Source organism: Alcaligenes sp. CHO6, assembly GCF_037120595.1.
GTDB classification, from domain to species: domain Bacteria; phylum Pseudomonadota; class Gammaproteobacteria; order Burkholderiales; family Burkholderiaceae_B; genus Alcaligenes; species Alcaligenes ammonioxydans.
This window is the reverse complement of sequence record NZ_JBANCI010000001.1, coordinates 619,762-641,270: the sequence shown is the minus strand read 5'-3', so window position 1 is coordinate 641,270 and position 21,509 is coordinate 619,762. Positions and strand designations below refer to the sequence as shown.

Here is a 21,509-nt window from a genome sequence, read left to right as displayed (position 1 = left end):
GGGAAGTCGCAAAAATGCAATCCCGATTACTATACTCTGGTCCCTGATTGGTTCGCTTACTCCCGCATGCCCACGCTCTCACTCTTTGATCCCGATCCCGGCAACGTCCTGACTCTGGATACCGGCCTGATCGCCCTGCCGGGCCTGGCCCTGCCCTATGCCGCCGCTTTGGCGCGGGCGGTTCAAGAACTGCTGCACAGTGCCCCCTGGCGACATATGCAGGTTCCATCAGGACATCGCATGTCAGCCGCACAAAGTAGCTGTGGAAACTTGGGATGGATATCGGACGAGCACGGCTATCGCTACAGTCCCACCGACCCGCAAAGCGGTTTGGGCTGGCCCGCCATGCCTCCGGTCTTCAAGGACTTGCTGACGCACATTGCCCAGGAGTCAGGCCAGGGCCCTTTGCAGCCAGATACCTGCCTGATCAACTACTACGACGAGCACGCGCATATGTCCTTGCATCAGGACAGAAACGAGCGCGACTTGCAGCACCCGATTGTCTCGGTGTCCTTGGGGCGTGAGGCCTTGTTCTTATGGGGTGGCGCAACACGCAGCGCCCCGGTGCGTACCCTGCGGCTGCGTGACGGTGATGTGCTGATCTGGTGGGGGCCTTCCAGATTGAATTTTCATGGCATACGCAGGCTGGAAGGCCCGGCCCATCCCCTGTGGGGCTCAGGCCGGGTCAATCTGACTTTTCGCAAGGCGGGCTAAGGCCCCGCTCGTCAAGCCAGCTCAGGCGGTGCAAAGCGACGGTTTTCCAGAACAGGCAAAATACGGCGGGCGTAAGCCAGACGCTCCCGATCAAGATCCACCAGCAACAAGGTTGGCGTCTCCGCCGCCTGCGCCACGATCACACCCAATGGGTCTACCACCAGACTTTGACCAATATTGCGTTCACCACATTCACCGACAGCCACCATATAGGCTGTATTTTCCAAAGCACGAGCTGTCGTCAGCACTCGCCAGTGATGCTCTTTCAAGGGCCCTTTGAGCCACGCCGAAGGTGCCAGCAACACCTGCGCCCCCTCGATGCACAAGCGTCGGGCCAGCTCGGGAAAGCGCAGATCATAACAAGTCATCAAACCCACCTTGAAACCGGCCACCTCGATCAAAGCGGGGATCTCGGTACCCGGCTGCACATAGCGCGACTCTTGCACCGAAAACGCATCATACAAATGCAGCTTGTTGTAATGCGCCACGACCAGGCCATCACGCAAGACCACCAGCGTATTCCAGACCCTGCCCTCACTGGCAGGGGTATGAATACAAAACACCACCGTAAGGTCAGTATCACGGGTCGCGGTCCGCAGTCGGCTGACAAACTCACCGTCCAGTGTTTGGGCCGATTTCAGCACTAGCTCCGGGTCGGCCACATTTCTCGCCAGAACCCCTTCCGGCAACACCAGCAACTGCGCCTCAGAGCGCAATGCCTGTTCGATCAGCCCCAGACAGGTATTCAGGTTCTCCTGGGAATCTTTGGATACGGCCATCTGGCCCAATGCAACTTTCATGATCACCTCCTTGGCTGTGCGGCCTGATCGATTCTAACGCAGCCGTCGCCTCTGAGCAGGCCGGACCGGGGCCCGAACGCCCCTCACCCTATCTGCTACCCCGCTCCAGCCGCGCTTTTTACCGATGGCTGGCCCCAGGTCCACAAGGAGTGCGCCATGCTGCGCGAACCTCCACAGCAGACAAGCCCCCCCCATGAGCTCCTTGACGTGCTCATAGGCCTCCCAGCGCAGGGGGGCCATGCCCACCTTTCAAACAAAAGCGAGCATGCGTGCCAGCGAATTAATTGCTCTCTCATGCAGCATGGTTAAAAAAACACATCTCAATGAGATATAAAATTTATTCATGCCTTAAATAAGATAAAAGAAATAACAAAGAAAAAATTCGACCTTATACCGAAAAACAGGCTGACCAGCTTAAACAGAGAATCAACTCAGCCAGCGACACGCTTGAATTCGTTAAATCCTTTACTCCTTTTACCAGCTTTTAATATGACCGGACATATTGTTTTTTATTTTCTACTGAGCAACATAAAAAGAACGAAAAAAAAAGAGTCTGGCGTAAGCATCCGCAGACTCTGTCATCCATACTGGGGCAGCGCCCCTTTCTAGGGCCAAAACGTGAGAACGCTGTTGCTGGCCGCTTTGCGCTTGAATAATCAATGAACTAATGATTGAAATTGAAAATAAATAGCATAAAAAAAACCCCCGATTTCTTGCAAAATCAGGGGAAAGCTACCACAGGAAAATGATTGGATACAAAAAACCCAATACCGTGATTCTATATAAAAAAAATAAAAAAATCAGCATACGTTGTTTAAGGCAGGCGCTATAGATCCTTAAATTAATTTGTGCTAGGACGTAGAGATAATTAAAAATTAGAAAAACGTATCTACTTCCGACCTTGGTAGACAGCTATTGAGCCGCGGAAAATCTTGAGTCCGCACCCGGGAGTACGCGACAATACCCGGTCAGGGACCTACCCTCCCTCCCCCTTGTTTTTCAGGCCTTATCTTGTCCTCCTCACATCCTTCCTTATCTGCACAACACGTTTTACGGGCCATCCTGGCTTTAGCCGTCGGTGGCTTTTCCATCGGGACTGGCGAATTCGTCATCATGGGGCTCTTGCCTGATGTGGCCCGGGATCTGGGCATCAACATCCCGACCGCCGGCCATTTAATCAGTGCTTATGCCCTGGGCGTGGTGATCGGCGCTCCGGTACTGGCCGTACTGGGCGCGCGCTGGCCTTGGCGCCGCCTGTTGATTGCCTTGATGGCCGCTTACGCAGTGGGCAACTTCCTGACGGCAATTGCCCCCTCTTATGGCACGGTATGGGTCACCCGCTTCCTGGCCGGCTTCCCCCATGGCACCTACTTTGGTGTCGCCGCCCTGGTCGCTGCCCGCCTGGTCGCCCCCCATCGCCGGGCCCAGGCTGTCGCCTACGTAATGTTGGGCCTGACGGTGGCCACCTTGCTGGGCGTACCCATCGCTACGGCGCTGGGTCAATGGCTGAGCTGGCAGGCAGCATTCATTTTCGTCAGCGTGATTGCCGTGCTGACCATGGCGCTGATCCTGCGTTTTGTCCCGTTTGTCCCTGCCAATACCCTGGCCAGTCCTTTACGGGAACTGGGCGCCTTAAAACGCAAGCAGGTCTGGTTGACACTGGGCATAGGGGCCGTTGGTTTTGGCGGTATGTTCTCGGTGTTCAGTTACGTCAAATCCACATTAATGGACTTGGCCGGCTTGTCTCTGAGTGCCATCCCCATGGTGCTGGCCCTGTTCGGTCTGGGCATGGTGCTGGGGAATCTGCTGGGTGCCCGCTATGCCGATCGCCATCTGGATCGTAGTATCCAACTGGTGCTGATCTGGGCCAGCGGCGTCCTGCTTTTATTTATGTTGACCGCCCATCACCCTGTTCTGGGCTCACTGAACATCCTGCTGATCGGCACGATGGTCGCCTTGGGGCCTGCCTTGCAAATTCGCCTGATGGATGTAGCCGGGGACGCCCAGACCTTGGCAGCGGCCCTGAACCACTCTGCTTTCAATCTCGCCAACGCACTGGGAGCCTGGTTGGGCGGTCTGACCATTGCAGCTGGCTGGGGCTGGACCTCCACCGCCTGGGTAGGCGCACTGCTGGCGCTAGGTGGTTTGGCCTTGCATACCCTTTCGCTGCGCATCAAGGACTGAGTAGATGGCCCCCTGGACCGCACGCATCTGCCAAGGGGCTGTTTTTTCATCTCTCCCTAACACTGAGCTGCGTGACGCCCCTGACAGCATCAGAACGTGCGGGGCACTGCTGGACGAGCAGCCAGCCAACCCGCATAGGCCATACCGAAGCTGACCAGAATGCACAAACCCAAAGCCCAACCCCAGCCGTTAAACATGTCATGCAAGCCCCCCATGGCAGGAGGTCCAAAGGCGGCCAGCAAATAGCCCATGCACTGCGCCATGCCCGACAAGGAGGCGGCCTGCGAGGTAGAGGTGGAACGCACCCCGATCAAGGACAAGGCAATCAAGAAGACACTACCGCTACCAAAGCCAAACAAGACTGCCCACAGCGATGACCAGGACGGCAGGACAAGAAATCCCACAAAGGTCAGCGTCTGAAGCACAGCCCCTGCCAAAGCCACCACACGTTGATCATGCAAACGACTGAGTAGCGGCATCAAGAGCAAAGCCGGCACGGCGGAGGCCAGTTGCATCAAACCATGGATCTGGCCGGCATGATCGGGTTCAAAACCATAACTCACCAACATCACGGGCAACCAGCTGGCCACCATGTAGTAGGCCAAGGAATTCAAGCCCATATACAGCGTGATATACCAGGCTAGCGGCAAACGCCATACCGGAGCGCCGGACGCCGACAGCGCGGGGGCATCTTGTGCGGCACGTCGGTCTGCACCCAGTTGCGTTGCCCACACTGCCACGCTGGCCAAGGCCATGATTCCCACCACAATCAGGGACGACCAACGCCAGCTTTGGCCCGTCCACTCGGCCATGGGCACCGCCAGAGCGGAATTGAACGCCGCTACCAAGCCCATGAACAAGACATACAAAGACGTGACAAGGCTGATGCGCATGGGGAAATGGCGTTTGACCAGCGACGGCAACAGCACATTGCCCAACGCAATGCCGACCGCCAGCAGACCAATACCCGCAAACAGCTCGCCTACCCCACCCAGAATGCGCAACACCACACCGGCGGCGATCAGCACCGAAGCGATAAACAAAGAACGAGACAGGCCCACCACCCGAGCCATGCCCGCTGCCAGCAATGAAATCACGGCAAAGATGAACAAAGGCATGGCAGTGAGCAGGCCGGCCTGCGTGGACGACAAAGACAAATCTGTCTGAATCAGGTCCAGCAAGGGCGCTATACCCGTAATCGGAGCCCGCAGATTGCCCGCAATCAGCAACACCCCCACTAATACCAGCATGGGGTGGGCAAACCAGGAAAAGCGAGAATGGGACATGAAAAACGACCAGTAGGTAAAAACCCTAGTCTATCGTTTTACCGCTTCGACGCAAACAGGATATTATGACAATTTATACCTCTAAACAGACAAACCATGAGTTTTAGCGCTGACCCGCAGGGAGGGCCTGTTTTCAGCATCAAGATGGCGATGGGCAGCACGACCGAAAATCCCCTGCATACCCATCCCAATGGCCAACTGATCATGACGCAATATGGCTCGGTGACCCTGCAGACCGACCAGGGCTACTGGATGGTGCCGCCCCTGTGCGCGGTCTGGGTGCCGGTGGGCATCCGGCACCGCGCCCGTGTTGACGATCAGGCCCTGATCCATTTTCTGTATATTGAGCCCGGCCTGGATCAACTGCCCGAGCACTGCTGCACCCTGCAGTTAAGTCCCCTGGTGCGGGAACTGATTATTCACCTGAGCGAGCTCAAGGCTGACTACGAGCTGGGCAGCCAGACCCATAGACTGGCTCTGGTGCTGCTGGAGACCTTGAACCAGATGCCCACCCGCCAGCTGCACGTTCCCGTGCCGGAAGACAGGGTGTTGCAAACAATTGCCCAGCACATGCTCAAGCAGCCTGATTCACGCCCCACCATGGCCGACTGGGCTCAAGAACTGGCTATGAGCGAGCGCACCCTGGCCCGACATATGCTAAAACACACAGGGATGAGCTTTGGGCGCTGGCGTCAACAATTCATGATCATGCTGGCCTTGCAAAAACTGGGTTCAGGCATGTCTGTCAAAAGCACTGCCAGGGAGTTGGGTTACACCTCGATCAGTGCCTTTATCAGTGTTTTCAAATCCATTGTGGGCGAGACCCCCAGCCGTTACGTAGGCCAGAGCCCATCCTCTTAAGCCCCCTTACCCTCAACACACATCCATGACCTCCACACCTCTGTCCCGCAACGGATATCTGCATCGCTTATTAAGTTGGTTTCAGATCTCTCACCTGTCGGCGGGACTGATCGCCGTGCTGGTGGGCTACACCAGTTCCGCGGCCATTGTTTTTCAGGCGGCACAGGCGGCCGGGGCCAGTACAGCCGAACTGGGCTCCTGGATGTGGTCCTTGGGTATTGGTTTGGGCCTGCTGTCGGCAGGCCTGTCTTTGCGCTACAAAATTCCCATTCTGACGGCCTGGTCCACGCCCGGCGCGGCCTTATTGGCCACCGGACTGGTGGGGCTGCCCATGTCCCAGGCCGTGGGAATTTTTCTGTTTTCCTCCTTGCTAACCGCCATTTGCGGCCTTAGCGGCAGCTTTCAAAAGCTGATGCACTACATGCCACGCAGCATTGCCGGCGCCATGCTGGGCGGAATCCTGCTGCGCTTTGGTCTGGATTTGTTTGGCGCCATGCAGACCCAATGGCTACTGTGTCTGGGCATGTTCATTGTGTTTTTGACGGTGCGCCAGTGGTCAGCCCGCTATGCGGTCCCTCTGGCTCTGGTGGCCGGTGTCACCATCGCCGCGCTGCAGGGCCTGTTGAAAATGGAGATTTTGAGCTGGACGCCCGCTACGCCCGTACTGGTCTGGCCGGAGTTTTCCTGGACGGCCCTGATCGGGGTGGGCATACCGTTTTTCATCGTAACCATGAGCTCGCAAAACATTCCGGGCGTGGCCGTCTTGAAGGCCCATAACTATGACGCCCCCAACTCCACCGTCATCAGCTGGACGGGGATTGTGGGGCTGATCTTCGGCCCCTTTGGCGGCTACGCCTACAATCTGGCCGCCATCAGTGCGGCCCTGTGCATGACGCCGGAAGTCGATGCCGACCCAGGCCAGCGCTACCGCGCCAGTGTCTGGGCCGGTATTTTTTATATTGCCGCCGGTATTTTCGGCGCCACCGTGGTCAGCCTGTTTGCCGCTTTCCCCACGGAACTGATCGCGGCCATTGCCGGGCTGGCTTTGCTGGGCACCATAGGCAATAGCATTCACATGGCGCTGGAAGCCCCGGATACCCGTGATGCGGCCCTGGTCACCTTTTTGACCACCGCCTCGGGCATGAGCCTGCTCAATATCGGCAGCGCCTTTTGGGGTCTGATTTTCGGCATGGCTATCTATTTGATTCAGAAACGAAAAGTGTCCTGAGTGGGCTTTTCCCTCAGCCTCTGTTCAAGACGGCAAACAAGCCTCACATTTGCTTGCCTTGCCGTCTTTGCCATTTGGCACACTACAGACGTGACTCTTTTTTATGGAGGTGCGTTATGCCTGCTTTATCTCAAGCTCAACAGAAAGCCGCCGGAGCAGCCTTGTCCGCTAAGCGCGGGGAAACGCCTGTGTCCAGCTTGAAAGGAGCGTCTTTGGAGATGTACAACACCATGAGCGAAAAAGAGCTGGAAGAGCTGGCCAGTACCGACACAGCTCGTCGCAACCTGCCCGAACACAAAGCGTAATCAGACTGCCTGTACGCGGATGCCGCTTTGCGCAAAGGCTTGATGCAAACGCTGCGCAAACTCGGCAGCTCCTGCCTGATCGCCATGCAAACACAAGGTATCCGCTGACAATGACACGGTCTTGCCGGACAGGCTGGTCACTGTCCCTTGCTCGATCATCTGCATCACTTGACGTACCGACTGCTCCGCATCGGTAATCATGGCGCCAGGCTGTTGCCGCGGAGTCAGGCTGCCATCATCCTGATAGCTGCGATCGGCGAACACTTCCTGTGCCACCTGCAGGCCGGCATCGCGCCCGGCCTGCACCTGGACACTGCCCGCCAGGGCGTACAGGATCAGGCTACGATCAATATCGGCCACCGCCTGAGCGATGGCGCGGGCCAGTTGAACGTCCTTGGCGGCCATATTGTAAAGAGCGCCATGCGCCTTGACATGATGTAAGTGGGCTCCCTGGGTGCGGGCCACCGCGGCCAGCGCTCCCACCTGCACCACGACCAGGTCATAGACCTGCTCAGCCGTCACTGCCATCACCCGGCGGCCAAAACCCGCCAGATCCGGCAAACCAGGATGGGCGCCCAGCTTGACACCGTGCTTCAGGGCCAGGGCGACCGTCTTGCGCATGGTGCCCGGGTCCCCAGCATGAAAGCCGCAGGCGATATTGATGGAACTGACCCAGGGAATGACCTGCTCATCCTGGCCCATGACCCACGCCCCAAAGCTCTCGCCCATGTCGCAATTCAAATCTATGTTCAAGCTCATGCTGTTCCCTCGGATAAGCCGTCCAGCCGACCGGCAGCCTGGGCAATGCAACGCCGAAACCACAGCAGCTCGGCCGCATTGTGGGTGCGCGGATGCCACAGCTGATAGAAACGCATCAGCGGAAAATGGATCGGACAGGGCAAGACCGTAATCGGCAAAATGCGAGCATAGTACTCGGCAAATTGACGATTGGTGGTAAACACCATATCGGTACGACTCAAAATACCGGGCACCAAGCCGAAATACGGTACCACCATCTGTACCTGCCGACTGATCCCCTGCTCGGCCAGACAGCCGTCAATAAAGCCACGCTTGTCCGTGACATGGGCCGAGGGAGCCAGGTGCGGCATTTCCAGATAATGCTGCAAGGAAAGGCCACGCTGGGCCAGTGGATGATGGCGGCCCAGCATGCAGACCACCTCATCATCAAACAGACGCGCCAGATGCAGCTTTTCCGGGGGCTCCAGCCAATTGCCGATCACCACATCCAGCTCGCCCTCCTCCAGGGCCTGCACGTAATCCAGATCCGGGTTGATGGTATGGACCACCAGACGGGCCTGCGGAGCCTGGCGACGTACCCGCTCCGCGATATCCGGGATAAAAGCCCCGTCCAGATAGTCTGGCGCCCCCAAATTGAAAACCCGGGTAGACTGGCTGGGATCCATAGGCTCTGCGGCGGCAGAAATTCGCTCGATTGCTTGGAGGGCTTCCGTGGCATGTGCCAGCAAAAAGGGGCCGCGCTCGGTAGGCACCATCCCCTTTTTACCGCGCAATAAAATCGGGTCGCCCGTGATTTCACGCAAGCGCCGCAAGGCATTGCTGACGGCCGGCTGGGACATGCCCAAGCGGATGGCCGTACGCGAGACGCTGTGCTCTTTGAGCAGCGACTGCAATACCCGCAGCAAATGCAGGTCTAGTTGTTCTCGTAATTTTGGCATGATCAAAATAATACAAGCGCTGGCCCGCGCCGTTGATCCGTATAGACACTCATACGCCTATATAGTGAACATCATTCCAGGCAAATGTTCGCGTCCTAAGCAAATGCTATCTTCGATCCGTAAAAAACCAGTCGAGTGAGATCATGGAGACAAGACCAATTCGTTTTATTTATCGCGGCCAGGTACAGGAAGTGGCTCACGCCCCCACCACGCGAACCGTTTTACAGTACATCCGTGAGGATCAGCACTGCACCGGCACCAAAGAAGGCTGTGCCGAGGGTGACTGCGGCGCTTGCACGGTCATGATTGGCGAACTGGACCAGAACAATCAATTGCAATTGCGTGCTGTCAACGCCTGTATCCAGTTGCTGCCGACCCTGGACGGCAAAGTGCTCTATACCGTTGAGGATCTGCGCCAGCAAGACGGCACGCTGCACCCCGTGCAACAGGCCATGGTAGACTGGCATGGCGCCCAATGCGGCTTTTGCACGCCCGGTTTCATCATGTCGCTGTGGGGCCTGTACATGGGCCACTCGCCTGAGGATGGTCCCGTCTCCCGGGCGCAAATCGACGATGTGCTTTCGGGCAATCTGTGCCGCTGCACGGGCTACCGTCCCATTATTGATGCCGCCAAGGCCATGCACAGTTACCCCGCTGTCAGTCTGGACCGCGCAGCCCTTGAAGACACCCTGCGTACCATCCGCCACAAGGACATGCTGGCCTACGAGTACCAAGGCCAGACCTTCCACGCCCCCCGCACACTGGATCAACTGGCCCAGTTGCGCGAACAGTATCCTCACGCCCGTATTCTGGCCGGCAGTACTGATATTGGACTGTGGGTGACCAAGCAATTCCGCGACTTGCCACATCTGATCTACATCGGCCAGGTGGCCGAGCTGCGTGAACTGAAACCCATCGAGGACGATCTTTACATTGGTGCGGGCGTGCTGCTGAACGACGCGTTTGACGCCCTGATCGAGGACCACCCTGAGTTGACAGAGCTGCGCCAACGCTTTGCCTCCTTTCCGATTCGCAACGCCGGCACGCTGGGAGGCAATGTGGCCAACGGTTCGCCCATTGGCGACTCCATGCCAGCCTTGATTGCGCTGCGTGCTCGCGTCGTGCTGCGCAAAGGCGCCGTCGAACGCGTCATGCCTTTGGAGGACCTGTATCTGGCCTACCAGAAGACCGCCATGGAACCGGGCGAATTCGTGCAAGGCCTGCTGGTCCCCCGTCACAAGGCCCAGTGGCAATTTCGCACCTACAAACTGTCCAAGCGTTTTGACCAGGACATTTCCGCTGTCTGCGCTGCCTTTGCGATAGAGCTGGACGGCAAGACCGTCAAACAGGCCCGTATTGCCTTTGGCGGCATGGCCGCGACACCCAAGCGGGCCAGTCAGGCCGAGCAAGTATTGCAAGGCCAGGCGTGGAGCGAGCAAAACGTACAAGCGGCCATGCAGTTGCTGCAACAAGACTATCAGGCCCTGAGCGACATGCGTGCCAGCAGCGAGTATCGCCAGCAGAGTGCCGCCAATTTGCTGTACCGCTTCTTTCTGGAAACCCACCCTGAACACGCTTTGAGTCCCGCCCAGCTAAACGTCTTTCACCGAGCTCAAGCCAGCCTGGAGACTTTGTGATGAAAATTGACTCTATCGACCACCTGAATACTGCAAGCGCCCAGCGGGTGGGCGTGTCCTTCCTGCACGAATCGGCCGAGCTGCATGTCAGCGGCACCGCGGACTACACGGACGATCTGCCCGAGCTGCAAGGTACCGCGCATATTGCTCTGGGGCTGTCCGAACGGGCCCATGCCCGTTTGCTGAACGTGGACCTGGACGCCGTGCGCCGCGCGCCGGGAGTCATTGCGGTTCTGACGGTTGCCGACATCCCGGCCGCCAATAATTGTGGCCCGATTCTGCATGACGATCCCATTTTGGCTGATGGCGTGGTGCATTACTTCGGGCAGCCGGTTTTCGCCGTTATTGCCAAGTCTCATGATCAGGCACGTCGTGCAGCCCGTCTGGGCCAGATCACCTATGAGGATCTGCCAGCCATTCTGACACCTCAGGAAGCCAAAGCGGCTCAGGCCGGCGTGCTTCCCGTCATGAACCTGAAGCAAGGCGATGCCAAAAAGGCTCTGGAAGCTGCACCCCATCGCCTGCAGGGCAGCTTTCAATGCAATGGGCAGGAACAGTTTTATCTGGAAGGCCAGATTTCCTACGCCGTACCCAAGGAATACGGTGCCGTGCATATCTGGTGCTCCACCCAGCACCCATCGGAAATGCAGCAACTGGTTGCCCACTGTCTGGGTATTGGCGCTCACAAGGTCCATGTGGAGTGTCGACGCATGGGCGGCGGTTTCGGTGGCAAGGAGTCCCAGTCTGCGCTATACGCCTGCGTGGCCAGTGTGGCCGCCGTCAAGCTGCAACGTCCCATCAAGCTGCGCCTGGACCGCGACGACGACTTCATGATTACCGGCAAGCGTCACGGATTCTATTACGAGTACGACATTGGTTACGATGAGGACGGTCGCCTGCTGGGTGCACGCCTGGACATGACCGCCAACTCAGGCTTTTCCGCCGACCTGTCCGGCCCGGTAGCCACCCGCGCAATTTGTCACTTTGACAACGCCTATTACTTGTCCGATGTCGAGATGAGCGCACTGTGCGGCCGCACCAATACGCAGTCAAATACCGCTTTTCGCGGTTTTGGCGGCCCGCAGGGTGCCTTGGTAATGGAAGTGGCGCTGGACGCGATCGCCCGCCGTCTGGGCAAAGATCCACTGGATGTGCGCCGCATCAACTTTTACGGCAAGAAAGAGCGCAATGTCACGCCCTACGATCAGACCGTGGTCGACAATGTGATTCACGAGCTGGTGGCAGAGCTGGAAGCAAGCAGTCAGTACCGTGAGCGTCGTAAACAAGTCCGTGCATTCAATGCCAGCAGCCCGATCCTGAAAAAGGGTCTGGCATTGACGCCAGTGAAATTCGGCATTTCCTTTAATGTGCCTGCCTTTAACCAAGCGGGTGCGCTCGTTCACGTCTATCGCGACGGCACCGTACTGGTTAACCACGGTGGCACAGAAATGGGGCAGGGGCTAAACACCAAGGTGGCTCAGGTGGTCGCCCATGAGCTGGGCCTGAATCTGGAGCATATCCGCGTTACGGCAACCGATACGACCAAGGTGGCCAATACCTCGGCCACGGCCGCATCCACGGGTACAGACCTGAACGGTAAAGCCGCCCAAGATGCCGCCCATCAGATTCGCCAGCGTCTGACGACAGTGGCTGCCCAATTGTTCTCGGTAGAAGAATCCAGCGTGAAGTTCGAGCGTGGTCAAGTCCAGATCGGTGAGCAGACCATGCCCTTCTTCCAACTGGTTGAGCACGCCTACCAAGCCCGTGTCCAGCTGTGGTCCGACGGCTTTTACGCCACCCCTGGCCTGCACTGGAACTCCAAGGTCATGAAGGGCAACCCCTTCTACTATTTCTCCTACGGAGCGGCGGTCGCGGAAGTGCTGATCGACACACTGACGGGGGAGTCTCGCCTTTTGCGGGCCGATGTTCTGCACGATGTGGGCCGATCCATCAACCCCGCCCTGGATATCGGGCAGGTTGAAGGTGCTTTTATCCAAGGCATGGGCTGGCTGACGACTGAAGAGCTGGTATGGAATGCCCAAGGCAAGCTCACCACGCATGCCCCGTCGACGTACAAAATCCCGGCCATCAGCGACTGTCCCACCGACTTTCGCGTCAAGCTGTTCGACGGTTGCAATGCCATGGACTCGATTCATCGCTCCAAAGCCGTGGGTGAACCGCCTTTGCTGCTACCATTTTGTGTCTTCAATGCCATTCGCGACGCCGTGGCCAGCGTGGGCAATAACCAAATCGAACCTGAGCTGAACGCACCCGCGACGGCGGAAGCCGTGTTGCGGGCAGTTACGGCGATTCGCGCTGCGAAATGAGTAACTGGCCCTCTCTTGCCCTCGCCCGTCTAAAAGCGGGCGAACGGCTGGTGCTGTGTTCGGTGGCGCTGGCCAAAGGCTCCACGCCGCGCACGACAGGGACCGTCATGCTGTTCAGCCAGACGGAACAATGGCTGACCATTGGTGGCGGGCATCTGGAATGGGTGGCCGCCGAGCAGGCTCGTGTCTTGCTCGGCCAGCCGGGCGGACCGACCTGGAGCATGAGTCGCCTGCCGCTGGGCCCCAGTCTGGGCCAATGCTGTGGCGGTGTCGTTACCTTGTTGTACGAAACCTTGGACACGGCAGATCTGGACTGGCTGGAGGCGCTGGACGGAACCCTACGCGCCGGGCAGGCCGTCAGTCGCCGCTCTCGGTTACGGCCAGATGGCAGCAAGCTGGTGGATATCCAGTGCCCGTCTCTCGTCGACGAGTCCCGACTGGATTACGACGGCTCGCAAGGCGTCTGGCTGGAAGACCTGCCCCCCGCTCCTCTGACCATTTTGCTGTTTGGAGCAGGGCATGTTGGCGAGGCGCTGGTGCAGATCCTGGGCACCCTGCCCTGCCGGGTTCTGTGGATTGACGAACGCCCCGAACTCTTTCCCGCCCAGGTTCCCGACAACGTCAGCCTGGAAGTGACGGATATCCCCGATGCCCTGATCGAACAGGCTCCTGCCAATAGCTATTTTCTGGTGATGACGCATAATCACGGCCTGGATCTGGCGCTGTGCCAAAAGATCTTGCGCCGCCCCGATACCGCCTATGTGGGCTTGATCGGCTCCATGACCAAACGCCGTCAGTTCGAGCGCCGTCTGCAACAACGCGGCATGCCCGAATCCCGGATTCAGGACCTGGTCTGCCCCATCGGCATGCCCGGCATCAACGGCAAGGCCCCGTCGATTATTGCCGTGGCCGTCGCCGCGGAATTGCTGGCCCACGCCTACGCAATGGGCCGGCTCAGTCGCTGAGGCGACCCCGACTTCAAGGACACTATGACTACCTCTTTACACCCTGCCTGCGCCTACCGCGCCCAACTGCTGTACTTTGTAGCGGACCCCGCCACGCTGGAAGACCCTGCCGAGGCAGTACGCTACCATAGCGACGGTCTGTTGCTGGTCAATGAACAAGGCCGGATTCAGGCCTGCGGCGACTGGTCCGAGCTGTCGGACACGTTGCCTGCCGGTACGCAAACGCTTGATCTGAGCGGGAAAATCATCATGCCGGGCATGATCGACACACACCTGCACTTTCCACAAACGGATATCATCGCCTCTCCGGCCAGCGGCCTGCTGCCCTGGCTGGAAACCTACACGTTTCCGACAGAAGGCCGTTTCGGTGACAGCGCACATGCTCGCGAAGTGGCCGGCGTTTTTCTGGATGAGCTGCTGCGCAATGGCACGACGACTGCCCTGGTCTACGGCAGTGTCCACCCCCAGTCGGTGGATGCATTTTTCGAGGAAAGCCACGAGCGCAATCTGCGCATGATTGCGGGCAAAGTGATGATGGACCGCAACTGCCCGGATTATTTGCAAGATACGGCCGAGTCCGGCGCGCGCGATTCGGAAGACCTGATTCAACGCTGGCATGGCAAAGGCCGCCAGCTTTACGCCCTGACCCCCCGTTTTGCGCCCACCTCTAGCCCGGAACAATTAGCAGCCTGTGGCGAGCTGGCCCGTGCTTACCCTGACGTGTTTTTACAAACCCATGTGGCCGAAAATAAAGACGAGATCAAATGGGTGAGTGAGCTCTTTCCCACGAACCGCAGCTACCTGGATGTGTATGACAGCTTTGGCCTGCTACGCCCTCGCGCTATCTACGGTCACAGCATCTGGCTGGATGAACAGGATCGGGCACGCATGCATGATACTGGCAGTGTCGCGGCCCATTGCCCAACCTCGAACCTGTTTCTGGCCTCGGGTCTGTTCGACTTTCAATCCATCCGTCAAAGCAAGGTTCTGCACACACTAGCCACCGATGTCGGCGGCGGCACCTCGTTCTCCATGCTGCGCACCATGAACGAGGCGCACAAAGTAGCGCGTCTGAACAACTACCACCTGACGGCGACGTCTATGTTTTACATGGCCACCGAAGGCGCCGCCCGCGCCCTGGACATGCAAGGGCAAATCGGGACGCTGGCACCCGGCGCCGAGGCCGACTTTATTGTCCTGGACCCCAAGGCCACCGCCTTGATGGCGCGCCGCAGCGCCTTGCTGAACTCGCTGGAAGAACAGCTATTCGTACTGGCCCTGCTGGGCGATGACCGCTGCATTCAAGCCAGCTACAGTGCCGGTCGCCGGGTCCATGAGCGCGATCACTAACACAGACAGGCACGCATGCCCGGGCTCGGTCATCGACCGCTGACCGAACCCGGGAACGCTGCTTCGCTCTCATCGGCCCGCTGGGGCCTGGCGCAATTTCACGCGGATTTTACGCTGCCAACGATACATTGAGCCCGTCAGCAGAGAACCAGTTCCGGTTCCCTCTTATTCTTGGCGAGATTTCTTTATGTCCGGCACCTCTATCCAGGTACAGCGTAACGCTTTGTTTTACCTCTTAACCCAAGTTCTAGGAGTCACTTTCTTATTTCTCTGGCTGGCCAGCCTGACTCAGGACTGGTCACCGCTCAACCCGTTACTGGCCGTCAGCCGTCAGCCTGGCCATATGGCCCATGAAATGAAAGAAGCACAAGGCCTGTTGACCGGCTTGATTGCGGCTGCTGGCCTGTCATTTGCCGCCTGGAAACTGTTGCGTTTGCGTGGACAGGACGCCTTGCCGGGCAAGCGCATCATGCTGTTGGGCACCAGTCTGTTTCTGGCGGTTCCCTTGTTGATGCTACTGCTGCAGCGTACGGCTGATTCCTACGGGCTGCACATCATGTACTTGTGGGTGCCCGAGCTCAAACCCCTGCTGGGTGTGGGGGCGGTCGTTGCGGTGGGAGCCGGCCTGCTGCATTTGTACTTTGCAGGCTGGGCCTTGAACCAGTCCCGCCTGCGCTGGGGCGGTCTGCTGGCGGGACTAGTGTGTGCATTTTTGCTGGGCCTGCTGGAAGCCGACCAGGAGCGTCTTGACCTACCACAGGTATTTGCCTCGCTGGCCATTGTCTGGTTGCTGGGCAGCCTGGCTTTCTATCCCCTGATTGTGAACCCCAAGCGCTGGTCCGCTTCACATAGCCAACGCGCCACCGTCGAACAGGCGTGGGAACACCTGGCCAGCGTTCAGGTGCAGCGCCGTCGCACCTTGGGGGTGTTTGGCGGTCTCATGGTCCTCATTTTGCCGTTTTTTGCGCCCACCTGGCAGGCCGACTCACTGGTGTTCCAGTTCACACGCATGAGCGGGCTGGGCCTGGTCCTGATTGCCGTACTGGGCCGTTGCTGGTGCATGCTGTATCTGGGCGGACACAAAGGTTCCAGCCTGATCAGCCAGGGCCCCTATTCCATCAGTCGCAACCCTTTATACCTGTTTTCACTATGCGCGGTCATGGGTATGGGAGCCCTGTCGGGCAGCCTGCTACTGGGCCCTGTACTGGCCCTGTTCGTCTACGCCGTATTCAATAATGTGATTGACGAAGAGCAGGTCCTGCTGCAAAAGGTGTTTGGTCAGGCCTATCTGGATTACTGTGAGCGCGTCCCTCGTCTGGCCCCACGCCTGAGTCTGTGGAACAGCCCTGCTGAACTGCAAGTCTCTTTAGGCGGCCTGGCACGAACATTGCGTGATGCGCTACCCTATTTCCTGATCTGGCCCGTTTTCGCGCTGGCCCAATGGCTGCAGATCAATGGCTGGGTACCTGTCTTGCTGCGTCTACCCTGAACAGCCTTAGGTGCAGTAAGCTCACCAAGAACCGGCCTTACTCTGTGGAACAAGCTGTCATGCGTGTCCTGATTGTTGAAAACGATACAACGATTGCCGAAAATCTCTATACCTACCTGGAGTTGAAAGGCTTTGTGGTGGATGCCGCCTACGATGGCAATGGCGCCCTCGCACTGCTGGAGGAACAGGATTTCGATGCCCTGGTGCTGGACCTGGGCTTGCCGGGCCTGGACGGTTTTGGGGTGCTTCAGGCCTTGCGCCAATCCCGGCATAGCCCCATCCCCACTCTGGTTCTGACCGCCCGCAGCCAGTTGGAGAGCAAGTTGACCGCCTTTGACCTGGGCGCAGACGATTACCTGATCAAACCCTTCGCGCTAGCCGAGGTCGAGGCACGCTTGCGGGCCTTGTTGCGACGGGGGCCGCCACAGGTCCAACATGGCTCCCTGCGTTGGGGGAGTCTGGAATACAACCTGGATTCCGCATTGGTCAGCGTGAACGGGCAAGAACTACACCTGAACTTCAAGGCCCGCCAGCTGCTGGAGGCCTTGTTGCGTGATCCGCAGGCCATTTTGACGCGTCGCGCACTGGAAAAAACACTCTGGCCACAGGGTGCCCCTTCGCCTGAAGCATTGCGCAGCCAAATCCATCTTCTGCGACGGGCCCTGTCGGAAGCCGGTGCAGGCACCATCGAAACCTTGCCGGGCATGGGCTGGCGTTTGCAACAGGAGAGTTAAACCATGGCCCAAGCACTGCGCCGTAGCCGTTTCATGAGCACCCTGACTCAGCGCGTATCGTGGGCCCTGACCCTGATTGCTGCTCTGCTCGTCGTCATTATGGGAGGCTTGGCTTATATCGCGTTTGCCCGCATGGAAGACGGGATGGTCAACGCCATGTTGGTCTCTTACGCGCGCAACCCCTCTTTGCTGCCCGACAGTGGCTATGGCCGCAGCGAGGCACTGGGAGCCGAACTGGATACCTACTGGTTTGTACCCGAGCAGCCCAAGGACAATCTGCCCCAGTTCGCTCGCGTGCCCGAACCGGGGCTCTACGAATTTCATATAGGCAGCGACACCTGGCACGTACTGCGGCAGGACAAGGAGCAAGGCCAGCTTTATCTGGTGTACCGGGCCACCCCGCACGAGGACCGGGTACGGGAGTTCGGCCTGATTCTTTCCCTGATCGGCTCCGCCACGATCCTGTTGGTTTTCCTGCTTGGTCGCCGTGTTGCCCGCCATGCAGTCGCGCCCATGCTGACACTGTCCCGTCATCTGGAAAACTGGGCGCCGGGCCGCTCTGGCCTGCCAGAGCATCAGGATGACGAAGCGGGCCGCCTGATCCGGGCCTTTAACCGTATGCAGGAGCACGTTGAGGAACTGCTTAACCACGAACGAGAGTTTGCCGCCAATCTAGGCCATGAACTGCGGACCGGACTGACCGGCATACGCAGTGATTGCGAGCTCTTGCTGCTGCAACTGCCTGAGGGGCCATCACAGCAACGGTTGAAACGCATGATGGTTCAGGCCGATGCCATTAGCGCCAGTCTGGACGCGGCGGAAAGTCTGGCCTATACGGCCGAACGCCATGTACGCGAGGTCGATATCCGCGAGCTGGCCCAACAAACCTGGCAAGCCGTCGCCTTGCTGGATGCCAACAGCAGCAATGTGCGATGGAGCAACCAGTTGCCCGACACTCTGCTCTACACCCTGGACCCCTACGCCTTGTCCATGTTGTTGCGCATCCTGATGCGCAATGCCATCGATCACGCCGCGCCCTGTAAGCTGCAACTACGCTGGATTTCGCCCAGCGTACTGGCCTTGCAGGATGACGGCCCCGGGATTGCCGAGCAAGATCGGATTCTTATTTTCGAGCGCCATTTCAGCCAAGGTAAACAGTTGCCGACAGGCACCCGAGAAGAAGGCCACCGAGGAATAGGCCTGGCCTTGGCCCGCCAACTGGCGCTGGCACAGGGCTGGAGCTTAAGCGGGCAAAGCGGACCTGATGGCAAAGGCTGTGTCTTCAAGCTGGACCTGGACCCGGCCTGATCTCCCGAAACAGCCAGACTCTTCCTGCTCTCTGTTGCCCCCATGGCAAGGAGCAATAAAACCATTTAGTCCGTCAAAAAAGAGGCCCTCCCCGCCCCGATCGAAGGCCGCGTCCAAGCCTTGAAAACGCACCTCGTCAGGCTGGGCGGAGCACTAGGAGCACTAGGAGCACTAGGAGCACTAGGAGCACTAGGAGCACTAGGAGCACTAGGAGCACTAGGAGCACTAGGAGCACTAGGAGCACTAGGAGCACTAGGAGCACTAGGAGCACTAGGAGCACAAAAAAACCCGGTCTTCGCAGACCGGGTTTTTTTTAAGCTCTATACAGACTTGCTCACAACTTACTGGCTTTCCAGGAAGCTCTTCAGTTTGTCTGCACGACTAGGATGACGCAGCTTGCGCAAGGCCTTGGCCTCTATTTGACGAATACGCTCGCGCGTAACGTCAAACTGCTTGCCCACCTCTTCCAGCGTCTGGTCGGTGCTCATCTCAATACCGAAACGCATGCGCAGCACCTTGGCTTCGCGGGGCGTCAAGGAATCCAGGACATCTTTGACCACATCGCGCATCGAACCGTGCAAGGCGGAATCCGACGGCGAAACGGTGTTGTTGTCCTCAATGAAGTCGCCCAAATGAGAATCGTCGTCGTCACCGATCGGCGTTTCCATGGAGATAGGCTCTTTGGCGATCTTCAAGATCTTGCGAACCTTGTCTTCAGGCATGTCCATCTTCTGGGCCAAGGTTGCCGGATCAGGCTCAACGCCGGTTTCCTGCAGGATCTGACGATTGATACGGTTCATCTTGTTGATCGTCTCGATCATGTGAACCGGAATACGAATCGTACGGGCCTGGTCGGCAATCGAACGCGTAATGGCCTGACGAATCCACCACGTTGCATACGTGGAGAATTTGTAGCCACGACGGTACTCGAACTTGTCCACTGCCTTCATCAAACCGATATTGCCTTCCTGAATCAGATCCAGGAACTGCAGGCCACGGTTGGTGTACTTCTTGGCAATGGAGATCACCAGACGCAGGTTGGCCTCGGTCATTTCGCGCTTGGCTTTGCGTGCCTTGGCTTCGCCCGTGGTCATGCGCTTGTTGACCTCTTTCAGATCCTTCAGCGGCAACACAACACTGGTTTGCAGGTCGATCAGCTTTTGCTGGATTTCCTGAATCGCAGGGATGTGACGTTCCAGAATGGCGCTGTAGGGATGGCCGGCAGCCACTTCCTGCACCACCCAGTCCAGATTGGTTTCGTTGCCGGGGAACGCCTTGATGAAGTGGGCGCGTGGCATGTCCGCCCGATCCACACAGATGGTCAGGATTTCACGCTCATGCTGACGCACGATCGCAACCTGTTCACGCATGGTATCGGCCAGCTTCTCCACCATTTTGGCAGTAAAGCGAATGCCCATGAATTCGTTCAGAATGGTTTCCTGAGCCTGCACATAGCCCGGGCTCTTGTAGCCTTCGGTCTCAAAAGAGACGCGCATCTTGTCAAACCACTCGCCGATGATGTCGAACTTCTTGAGCGACTTGTTGCGCAGATATTCAATCTGCTTGCTGCTCATGCCGCCGGCTGGACCTTCGTCCTCGTCGTCGGCAGTGACACCGGAGCCGGCGTACTCTTCGCCATCATCATCCACCAGACCGTCAACCACTTCGTCGATCTGCATGACGCCTTCACGTACACGCTGAACGTAGGCCAGAATTTCGTTAACGGTGGTAGGACAAGCGGCAATAGCCATCACCATGTGCTTCAGGCCGTCTTCGATACGCTTGGCGATTTCAATCTCGCCCTCGCGCGTCAGCAGCTCCACCGACCCCATCTCGCGCATGTACATGCGCACCGGGTCTGTGGTGCGACCGAAGTCGGAATCCACGGTGGTTAGTGCAGCTTCGGCTTCGTCCTCGACATCATCGTCGCTGGATGCCATGGGCGCGTTATCGCTCATGAGCAAGGTATCCGCGTCGGGAGCCTGGTCGTAAACCGAAATACCCATGTCACTGAAGGTGCCGATAATGCCGTCAATGGCTTCGACATCCACCAGATCGTCGGGCAGGTGGTCATTGATCTCGCTGTAAGTCAGGTAACCCCGGTCCTTGCCCAGCTTGATCAGTGCCTTGAGGCGATTGCGACGCGCTTCCTGTTCTTCCGGGCTCAACTGGCCGCGCACACCGAACACGTCTTTTTCGGCCTTGGCGCGCTTGGCTCCACGCTTGGCAACCGGTTTGAGATCAGGAATGACCTCTTCTTCGCCCATTTCGTCGTCATCGACAAAATCGATGCCGTCGTTATTTGCGTTTTTTGCAGGACGTCCACGGCGACCGCCGGTAGCGGCCTTGACCGCTGTTTTCTTGGCAACCGCTTTTTTGGCTACCGTCTTTTTAGCAGCCGCCTTTTTAGCTGCCTTTTTGGCAGGCGCTGCGCCTGGCTCTCCACTTTCGTGAAGCTCATCGAGCTCTACCGAGCTTGATGCCCCTGATTTTGCTGTCGCGGCCAAAGTTTTCTTAGCAGACCGAGAGACCGTCGTCGAGGTTTTACCAGTCGTTTGAGTCATATTTTCTTCCATAGACGCCATTTACCCCTGTGGCACTAAATATGTAGCCACCGAGTCGTA

Annotated in this window: 17 protein-coding genes; 12 read left to right on the top strand and 5 right to left on the bottom strand. The window is 58.1% G+C overall.

Annotation, left to right across the window (positions count from 1 at the left end; genetic code table 11):
- Window positions 1-66: 66 nt before the first annotated feature.
- Complete coding sequence (locus V6936_RS02915) at window positions 67-714, top strand: alpha-ketoglutarate-dependent dioxygenase AlkB (protein ID WP_003799381.1); 648 nt, start codon at window positions 67-69, stop codon at window positions 712-714.
- A gap of 11 nt (window positions 715-725) precedes the next feature.
- Here the strand turns inward: V6936_RS02915 and V6936_RS02910 are convergent, their stop codons facing one another.
- Window positions 726-1,514: a deaminated glutathione amidase gene (locus tag V6936_RS02910; protein WP_003799378.1), complete on the bottom strand. Its 789-nt coding sequence runs from the start codon at window positions 1,512-1,514 to the stop codon at window positions 726-728.
- Window positions 1,515-2,525: 1,011 nt separating this feature from the next.
- On the opposite strand from V6936_RS02910, the gene V6936_RS02905 reads away from it, so the two are divergent.
- Window positions 2,526-3,698, top strand: a complete 1,173-nt coding sequence (locus V6936_RS02905; RefSeq protein WP_051010388.1) for an MFS transporter — start codon at window positions 2,526-2,528, stop codon at window positions 3,696-3,698.
- Between the two features lie 89 nt (window positions 3,699-3,787).
- Here the strand turns inward: V6936_RS02905 and V6936_RS02900 are convergent, their stop codons facing one another.
- Window positions 3,788-4,984, bottom strand: coding sequence for an MFS transporter (locus V6936_RS02900; RefSeq protein WP_003799374.1), 1,197 nt, complete (start codon window positions 4,982-4,984; stop codon window positions 3,788-3,790).
- Window positions 4,985-5,080: 96 nt separating this feature from the next.
- Here V6936_RS02900 and V6936_RS02895 point away from each other — a divergent pair, with 96 nt between their 5' ends.
- The 3 genes from V6936_RS02895 to V6936_RS02885 all read left to right on the top strand — a co-directional run bounded on the left by V6936_RS02895 (window position 5,081) and on the right by V6936_RS02885 (window position 7,378).
- Window positions 5,081-5,845: an AraC family transcriptional regulator gene (locus tag V6936_RS02895; RefSeq protein WP_003799372.1), complete on the top strand. Its 765-nt coding sequence runs from the start codon at window positions 5,081-5,083 to the stop codon at window positions 5,843-5,845.
- A gap of 25 nt (window positions 5,846-5,870) precedes the next feature.
- Window positions 5,871-7,073: a benzoate/H(+) symporter BenE family transporter gene (locus V6936_RS02890; protein WP_003799370.1), complete on the top strand. Its 1,203-nt coding sequence runs from the start codon at window positions 5,871-5,873 to the stop codon at window positions 7,071-7,073.
- 116 nt (window positions 7,074-7,189) lie between these two features.
- Window positions 7,190-7,378 (top strand): DUF3008 family protein, encoded by a 189-nt coding sequence (locus V6936_RS02885; RefSeq protein WP_003799369.1) that lies wholly within the window; start codon window positions 7,190-7,192, stop codon window positions 7,376-7,378.
- On the opposite strand, the gene V6936_RS02880 is transcribed toward V6936_RS02885, so the two are convergent.
- The gene (locus V6936_RS02880; protein WP_003799367.1) at window positions 7,379-8,137 is read right to left on the bottom strand and encodes a LamB/YcsF family protein; all 759 of its coding nucleotides are present in this window, start codon (window positions 8,135-8,137) and stop codon (window positions 7,379-7,381) included.
- Window positions 8,134-9,075, bottom strand: a complete 942-nt coding sequence (locus V6936_RS02875; protein ID WP_039942897.1) for a LysR family transcriptional regulator — start codon at window positions 9,073-9,075, stop codon at window positions 8,134-8,136. Before V6936_RS02875 ends, V6936_RS02880 begins: the two co-directional genes overlap by 4 nt.
- Before the next feature lie 143 nt (window positions 9,076-9,218).
- On the opposite strand from V6936_RS02875, the gene xdhA reads away from it, so the two are divergent.
- The 7 genes from xdhA (at window position 9,219) to V6936_RS02840 (ending at window position 18,885) form a co-directional block, all read left to right on the top strand.
- Window positions 9,219-10,712, top strand: coding sequence for a xanthine dehydrogenase small subunit (xdhA, locus tag V6936_RS02870; RefSeq protein ID WP_301605839.1), 1,494 nt, complete (start codon window positions 9,219-9,221; stop codon window positions 10,710-10,712).
- On the top strand, window positions 10,712-13,039 hold the full coding sequence (gene xdhB / locus V6936_RS02865) for a xanthine dehydrogenase molybdopterin binding subunit (RefSeq protein ID WP_336579343.1): 2,328 nt from the start codon (window positions 10,712-10,714) through the stop codon (window positions 13,037-13,039). The genes xdhA and xdhB overlap by 1 nt, the downstream gene beginning before the upstream one ends.
- Window positions 13,036-14,004: a xanthine dehydrogenase accessory protein XdhC gene (gene xdhC, locus V6936_RS02860; RefSeq protein WP_059318853.1), complete on the top strand. Its 969-nt coding sequence runs from the start codon at window positions 13,036-13,038 to the stop codon at window positions 14,002-14,004. The genes xdhB and xdhC overlap by 4 nt, the downstream gene beginning before the upstream one ends.
- A 24-nt stretch (window positions 14,005-14,028) precedes the next feature.
- A complete protein-coding gene (gene guaD, locus V6936_RS02855; protein ID WP_003799356.1) occupies window positions 14,029-15,354 on the top strand; it encodes a guanine deaminase in 1,326 nt (441 codons plus the stop codon).
- Between the two features lie 187 nt (window positions 15,355-15,541).
- Window positions 15,542-16,843, top strand: a complete 1,302-nt coding sequence (locus tag V6936_RS02850) for a methyltransferase family protein (RefSeq protein WP_059318852.1) — start codon at window positions 15,542-15,544, stop codon at window positions 16,841-16,843.
- Window positions 16,844-16,902: 59 nt separating this feature from the next.
- Window positions 16,903-17,577 carry a response regulator transcription factor gene (locus V6936_RS02845; protein ID WP_003799351.1) on the top strand — a complete coding sequence of 225 codons (675 nt, stop codon included), beginning with the start codon at window positions 16,903-16,905 and terminating at the stop codon, window positions 17,575-17,577.
- A gap of 3 nt (window positions 17,578-17,580) precedes the next feature.
- Window positions 17,581-18,885: an ATP-binding protein gene (locus V6936_RS02840; RefSeq protein ID WP_059318851.1), complete on the top strand. Its 1,305-nt coding sequence runs from the start codon at window positions 17,581-17,583 to the stop codon at window positions 18,883-18,885.
- Between the two features lie 341 nt (window positions 18,886-19,226).
- Here the strand turns inward: V6936_RS02840 and rpoD are convergent, their stop codons facing one another.
- Window positions 19,227-21,449 carry an RNA polymerase sigma factor RpoD gene (rpoD, locus tag V6936_RS02835; RefSeq protein ID WP_039942896.1) on the bottom strand — a complete coding sequence of 741 codons (2,223 nt, stop codon included), beginning with the start codon at window positions 21,447-21,449 and terminating at the stop codon, window positions 19,227-19,229.
- Window positions 21,450-21,509 lie beyond the last annotated feature (60 nt).